Source organism: Stutzerimonas stutzeri (genome assembly GCF_024448935.1).
Taxonomy (GTDB): domain Bacteria; phylum Pseudomonadota; class Gammaproteobacteria; order Pseudomonadales; family Pseudomonadaceae; genus Stutzerimonas; species Stutzerimonas stutzeri_AO.
Genome location: NZ_JAMOIE010000066.1, coordinates 21,606 through 28,087, shown reverse-complemented (window position 1 = coordinate 28,087; position 6,482 = coordinate 21,606). Strand labels below are relative to the sequence as shown.

Annotated in this window: 6 protein-coding genes; 2 read left to right on the top strand and 4 right to left on the bottom strand. The window is 62.7% G+C overall.

Annotation, left to right across the window (positions count from 1 at the left end; translation table 11 throughout):
• Positions 1-216 precede the first annotated feature (216 nt).
• Entirely contained in the window at positions 217-750 is a 534-nt protein-coding gene (locus NA637_RS17405) for an REP-associated tyrosine transposase (protein ID WP_256073547.1), read from the top strand.
• Between the two features lie 236 nt (positions 751-986).
• On the opposite strand, the gene NA637_RS17400 is transcribed toward NA637_RS17405, so the two are convergent.
• The 3 genes from NA637_RS17400 to NA637_RS17390 are packed head-to-tail and all read right to left on the bottom strand — an operon-like array spanning position 987 to position 3,500.
• The gene (locus NA637_RS17400; protein WP_256073546.1) at positions 987-1,760 is read right to left on the bottom strand and encodes a MetQ/NlpA family ABC transporter substrate-binding protein; all 774 of its coding nucleotides are present in this window, start codon (positions 1,758-1,760) and stop codon (positions 987-989) included.
• Between the two features lie 43 nt (positions 1,761-1,803).
• Positions 1,804-2,481: a methionine ABC transporter permease gene (locus NA637_RS17395; protein ID WP_256073545.1), complete on the bottom strand. Its 678-nt coding sequence runs from the start codon at positions 2,479-2,481 to the stop codon at positions 1,804-1,806.
• Positions 2,481-3,500 (bottom strand): methionine ABC transporter ATP-binding protein, encoded by a 1,020-nt coding sequence (locus NA637_RS17390; protein ID WP_256073544.1) that lies wholly within the window; start codon positions 3,498-3,500, stop codon positions 2,481-2,483. Before NA637_RS17390 ends, NA637_RS17395 begins: the two co-directional genes overlap by 1 nt.
• A 267-nt stretch (positions 3,501-3,767) precedes the next feature.
• Between NA637_RS17390 and katE the strand changes: the two genes are divergently transcribed.
• Positions 3,768-5,912 carry a catalase HPII gene (gene katE, locus NA637_RS17385; RefSeq protein WP_256073543.1) on the top strand — a complete coding sequence of 715 codons (2,145 nt, stop codon included), beginning with the start codon at positions 3,768-3,770 and terminating at the stop codon, positions 5,910-5,912.
• A gap of 65 nt (positions 5,913-5,977) precedes the next feature.
• Here katE and NA637_RS17380 read toward each other — a convergent pair whose 3' ends face one another.
• Positions 5,978-6,463 carry a M48 family metallopeptidase gene (locus NA637_RS17380; RefSeq protein WP_256073542.1) on the bottom strand — a complete coding sequence of 162 codons (486 nt, stop codon included), beginning with the start codon at positions 6,461-6,463 and terminating at the stop codon, positions 5,978-5,980.
• Positions 6,464-6,482 lie beyond the last annotated feature (19 nt).

Sequence of the window (6,482 nt, the reverse complement as noted above, 5' to 3'; positions counted from 1 at the left end):
CCCATCCCAGGTCGTTGTTGCGACGGACTCCCGCGAACACTCCAGGGCGTCTCGTAGGATGGCTGCAACCCATCAAGATCGCCATGCCACCGGCGATGGGTTTCACCCATCCTACGGCCGTTGTTGTGACGGACTCCCGCGAACACACCGGGGCATCTCGTAGGATGGGTGCAACCCATCAAGATCACCACGCCATCAGACCAAGGACGGCCTGACATGACCAGCTACCGGCGCCAGTACCGTCCAGGCGGTACCTATTTTTTCACCCTCACTCTGACAGATCGTCGCGCCGACTGGCTGGTTCGCCATATAGACCTGTTGCGCACCTGTATCCGCTCGGAACAGCTTGCCCACCCGTTCAGCCTGCCAGCCTGGGTAGTGCTTCCCGAACACATGCATGTGCTGATGCGGCTGCCGGAGAGCGATGCCGACTTCTCCAACCGGCTGCGACGGATCAAGGCCGGTTTCTCCCGCGCTCTACCCATATCGAACCAGGCGTCCGCCAGCCAACGGCGCAAGGGTGAGCGCGGGTTATGGCAGCGTCGTTTCTGGGAGCATCTGATACGTGACGAACAGGACTGGCAGCGGCACTTCGATTACATCCATTACAACCCGGTCAAGCACGGTTGGGTCAGTCGCGTGAGTGGCTGGCCACATTCATCGTTCCATGCTTATGTGGAGCGGGGAATCTGTCCGCCGGCCTGGGGTGATGGTGATATAGCCCGTCGGGACATGAACGCTGGGGAATGATCCGGCTGCGCTTGATCGGTTTCACCCATCCTACGGACTGGGGTGGATGAAGGTTTGGCTGATGGGGAACGGAACCTTGAGCAACAATCGCAGCCCGCTTGATGGGTTACACCCATCCTACAAGGTGGGATTGGTTATTGACGCCACACCTCGGCACCAATGAAAAGGCCCGCGCTGGCGTTTGCCTGGCGGGCCTTCTCTGAAAGTTGATGGGCGCGATCAACCACGCCTTTTGGTCAGAACGCCGGCACCACGGCGCCCTCGTACTTCTCATTGATGAACTGCTTGACCTGTTCGCTGTGCAGCGCTTCGATCAGCTTCTGCATGGCGGCGCTGTCCTGGTTGTCCGGACGGGCGACCAGGATGTTCACGTAGGGCGAATCGCTGCCTTCGATGAACAGGGCGTCTTCGGTGGGGTTCAGCTTGGCTTCCAGGGCGTAGTTGGTGTTGATCAGCGCCAGGTCGACCTGGGTCAGCACCCGTGGCAGGGTGGCGGCTTCCAGCTCACGGATCTTGATGTGCTTTGGGTTCTCGGCAATGTCCTTCGGCGTGGCGGTGATGCCGGCGCCATCCTTGAGGGTGATCACGCCGGCCTTCTGCAGCAGCAGCAGCGCCCGACCGCCGTTGGTGGCGTCATTGGGGATCACCACGGTGGCGCCCTTGGGCAGCTCGTCCAGCGACTTGTGTTTGCTCGAATAGGCGCCGAAGGGCTCGATGTGCACGCCGGCGACGCTGACCAGTTCGGTGCCCTTGCCCTTGTTGAACTCATCCAGGTATGGCTGGTGCTGGAAGAAGTTGGCGTCCAGGCGCTTTTCGGCCACCTGAATATTCGGCTGCACGTAGTCGGTGAAGACTTTCACCTTCAGGTCGACGCCCTGTTCGGCCAGCTGGGGCTTGACGAATTCGAGGATTTCCGCGTGCGGGACGGCTGTGGCAGCGACGTTCAGTTCGTCGGCGGCTTGGGCGGAGAAAGCCGCGACAGCGGCAAAGGCGGCAAGCAGTTTTTTCATGGAGGGCTCCTTGTGGGTTCCTGTATCGGTGCCGGTTAGGCAGTTATTTTCTTGAAAAATGCGTGACCAATCTGTCGCCGACGCTCTGCAGTATGTGGACCAGGACCAGCAGCAACACCACGGTGACGACCATGACGTCGGTCTGGAAACGTTGATAGCCGAAGCGGATGGCCAGGTCGCCGAGCCCGCCTGCACCCACCACGCCGGCCATGGCGGTGTAGGAAACCAGTGTGATGGCGGTGACGGTTACGGCAGCAATGATGCCCGGGCGAGCCTCGGGAAGCAGGGCGTTGAAAATGATCTGCCGGGTGGTGGCACCCATCGCCTGAGTGGCCTCGATGATCCCGCGGTCGACTTCGCGCAGCGCGGTTTCCACCAGTCGCGCAAAGAACGGCGCGGCGCCCACCACCAGTGGCGGAATCGCCCCAGCCACGCCCAGCGAGGTGCCGGTGACCAGCACCGTGAAGGGAATCATCACGATCAGCAAAATGATGAACGGCAATGAGCGCAGCACGTTGACCACGAAGGACAGCGCGGCATACAGCGGGCCGTTCTCGAACAGTTGGCGCGGGCCGGTGAGGAACAGCAGCACGCCCAGCGGCAGGCCCAGAATGATGGTGAACAGCAGCGACCCGCCGAGCATCAGCAGGGTGTCCAGGGTTGCCAGCCAGATTTCGTACCCGTCGACATTCCCCAGCAAAGAGCTAAACAAGGCGTCCATCAGCGCAGCACCTCCACGTGCACGTCAGCGGCATCCAGCTGGGCCAGGGCAGCAGCCATATCGCCCCCCACCAGCGCCAGGGTCAGCTGGCCGTAGGGGGTGTCCTTGATGCGGTCGATGCGGCCGGACAGGATGCTGTAGTCGACCCCGGTTTCACGGGCGACGGTGCCCAGCAGCGGCTTGTAGGTGGAGTCGCCCTGGAAGGTTAGGCGCAGGATGCGGCCCGGCACATGAGCGAAATCGTCGTGCAGCTCGCTTTCATCCATCGCCTCGTCTTCCAGCACGAAGCGCTGGGTGGTCGGGTGCTTGGGATGCAGGAACACTTCGGTGACCGGCCCCTGTTCGACGATGGCACCGGCATCCATCACCGCGACGCGGTCGCAGACGCGGCGGATCACGTCCATCTCATGGGTGATCAGCACGATGGTCAGCTTCAGCTCGCGGTTGATCTCGGCCAGCAGCTGCAGCACCGATGCGGTCGTCTGCGGGTCGAGGGCGCTGGTGGCCTCGTCGCAGAGCAGAATGTCCGGCTCGGTGGCCAACGCGCGGGCGATACCGACGCGCTGTTTCTGGCCGCCCGACAGCTGCGCCGGGTACTTGCGCGCCTGATCTTTCAGACCGACGCGTTCGAGCAAGGCGGCGACCCGGCTGTGGATCTCGCTGCGTGAGTGGTTACCCGCCAGGCGCAGCGGCATGGCGACGTTATCGGCGACGGTCTTGGACATCAGCAGGTTGAAGTGCTGGAAGATCATCCCGACCCGCTGACGGAAGCGGCGCAGGCCGTTGGCGTCGAGCGCCGTGACGTCTTCTCCGTGAACCAGGATGCGACCGCCGGAGGGTTCTTCCAGACGGTTGATCAGGCGCAGCAAGGTGCTCTTGCCTGCACCGGAGTGGCCAATCAGGCCAAACACTTCCCCTGCACCGATGGTCAGTTCGGTCGGCTTGAGCGCAGGCACTTCTCGAGCGGTGCCCCGGCCGGCAACCCGATAGGTTTTGTGGACTTGCTGAAATTCGATCACGGGCGAACCTTGTGGGTGCGGTCGTTTGTGCCTGGAGGGTGGCGAAAGGCATGCATTCTACGCATATGCGGCGGGCGGGCGTAGCGAACGGCGGTGATTGGACAAGCCCTCGCCAGCATAGTCTGAAGTCTGAGCAAATCGTCGCAGCGCGCAAACTTGAGCGGCTTTATCGGGTCACTACCTGGTACGCCGTGAATTGATCAAGCGTTGGGCCCGCATGGCCCGATTTCTTTGCGGTTCATCACACCCGCGCAACCGAGGCCCATGATGACGGACAAAAAAGATCCCAAGAACAGCGAGCTCGCCGGCACCGACACTGTCGATCGCAAGAACCACAACGCCAAGCTCGATCAGCTCGAAACCTTCCGCTCCGATGCCACGGGCGAGGCCCTGAGCACGAACCAGGGCGTCAAGATCGCTGATAACCAGAACACGCTGACGGCAGGCGAACGGGGTCCATCGCTGCTCGAAGACTTCATCATGCGCGAGAAGCTGACCCACTTCGACCACGAGCGCATCCCCGAGCGCATCGTGCACGCCCGCGGCTCGGCTGCCCACGGCGTGTTTGTCAGCTACGACGACCACAGCGCGCTGACCAAGGCCTCGTTCCTCGCCGGCAAGGGCAAGGAGACGCCGGTGTTCGTGCGCTTTTCCACCGTGCAGGGCTCGCGCGGCTCGGCCGATACCGTGCGTGACGTGCGCGGCTTCGCCACCAAGTTCTACACCGACGAAGGCATCTTCGATCTGGTCGGCAACAACATGCCGGTGTTCTTCATCCAGGACGCGATCAAGTTTCCCGACTTCGTGCATGCGGTCAAACCCGAGCCGCACAACGAGATTCCCCAGGGCCAGTCGGCGCATGACAGCTTCTGGGACTTCGTTTCGCTGACGCCGGAATCGGCGCACATGGTCATCTGGGTCATGTCCGACCGCGGCATCCCGCGCAGCCTGCGGGCCATGGAAGGGTTCGGCGTGCACACCTTCCGCCTGGTCAACGCCGAGGGCACCAGCCGCTTCGTCAAATTCCACTGGAAGCCGGTGGCGGGCGCCTTTTCGCTGGTCTGGGACGAGACGCTGAAGCTGGCCGGCAAGGACCCGGACTTCAACCGCCGCGACCTGTGGGAATCCATCGAGATGGGCGACTACTTCGAGTGGGAGCTGGGTGTGCAGGTGGTGGAAGAGGCCGATGAGCACACGTTCGATTTCGACCTGCTCGACCCGACCAAGATCATTCCGGAAGAGCTGGTGCCGGTGCAGAAGCTTGGCAAGATGACGCTCAACCGCAACCCGGACAACTTCTTCGCCGAAACCGAGCAGGCCGCCTTCCACATCGGCCACATCGTGCCCGGCATCGATTTCAGCAACGATCCACTGCTGCAGGGTCGGCTGTTTTCCTACACCGATACTCAATTGCTGCGTCTGGGCGGGCCGAATTTCCATGAAATCCCGATCAACCGCTCGATTGCGCCGGTACACAGCAACCAGCGTGATGCGTTTCACCGGCAGACCATCAACAAGGGCCGCGCCAATTACGAGCCCAACTCCATCGACGGCGGCTGGCCAAAGGAAACCCCGCCAGCAGCCAGCGGCGGCGGCTTCGAGAGCTATCCGGAGCGCATGGAGGGCCATAAGGTGCGGGTACGCAGCCCTTCGTTCGGCGATCACTTTTCCCAGGCCACGTTGTTCTGGAACAGCATGAGCACGCCGGAGAAGGAGCACATCATCGGCGCCTACAGCTTCGAACTGGGCAAGGTCGAGCGCGTGTTCATCCGCGAGCGTCAGGTCAACGAGATCCTGGCCAATATCGATCTGGAACTGGCACGTCGGGTCGCCGAGAACATCGGGGTGACGCCGCCGACCGCGCCGACCATCAGCCTCAAGCAGCCGAACCCGCCCAGCTCACCGGCGCTGAGCCTGCTGAATCACCTGTCCGGCAACATCAAGTCGCGCAAAGTGGCCATCCTTGTCGCCAACGGCGTGGACGGTAAGGCTATCGAGGCTTTCAAGCAGAAGCTGGCCGACGAAGGCGCGCTGGCCAAACTGATCGGTCCGTCACCGGCTCCGGTCAAGGCGGCTGACGGCACGATGCTCACGCCTGATGCAGCGATGGATGGCATGCCCTCGATCGCCTTCGACGCGGTCTTCGTGCCGGGCGGCGCGCAGAGCGTGCAGGCCATGGCCAAGAATGGCGTGGCCAAGCACTACCTGCTCGAGGCCTACAAGCACCTCAAGCCGATCGCGGTACTGGGCGAGGCCCGGCAGCTGCTTACCGCACTCAACCTGCCGGAGGATGCCGGTCTGGTGACCGGTGATGACGGTGATGTGGCTCGGGTATTCACGGCGTTCGCCCAGGCCCTGGCGCAGCACCGGATCTGGGCGCGCGAGGCGGCTGCGGAGCAGGTTCCGGCCTGATCGTAGCGGCATGTCCAGCGGCGGCTCGGTTTGTTCCGAGCCGCCTTTTGTCAGGAGGCTGTGTGTCAGCTCAGCTCGCGCCAGTGCAGGTAGCAGCGCAAGTCAAATTCGGTCTGCGCGTAACCCGGCATCATGTGTTCGCAGAGCTTGTAGAAGGCGCGGTTGTGATCGCTCTCGCGCAGGTGCGCCAGCTCATGCACGACGATCATCTGCAGGAATTCCGGCGCCGCTCCCTTGAACAGCGCAGCGACGCGGATCTCCTTTTTCGCCTTCAGCTTGCCGCCCTGGACGCGTGAAACGGCGGTGTGCAGGCCCAGCGCGCGATGGGTGAGGTCGAGGCGGTTGTCGTAGAGCACCTTGTCGATGTTCGGCGCGCTTTTCAGATGGCTCTGGCGCAGCTGCTGCACATAGCCGTACAGCGCCTTGTCGCTCTGCACCTGGTGGCGTTGCGGATAGCGGCGCTCAAGGTAGTCGCCCAGACGCTTCTCGTCGATCAGCTGGCGAACCTGCTGCTGCAACGATTCGGGGTAACCCTGCAGGTAGTTGAGCATGGCCGGCGCCCCCGTCATC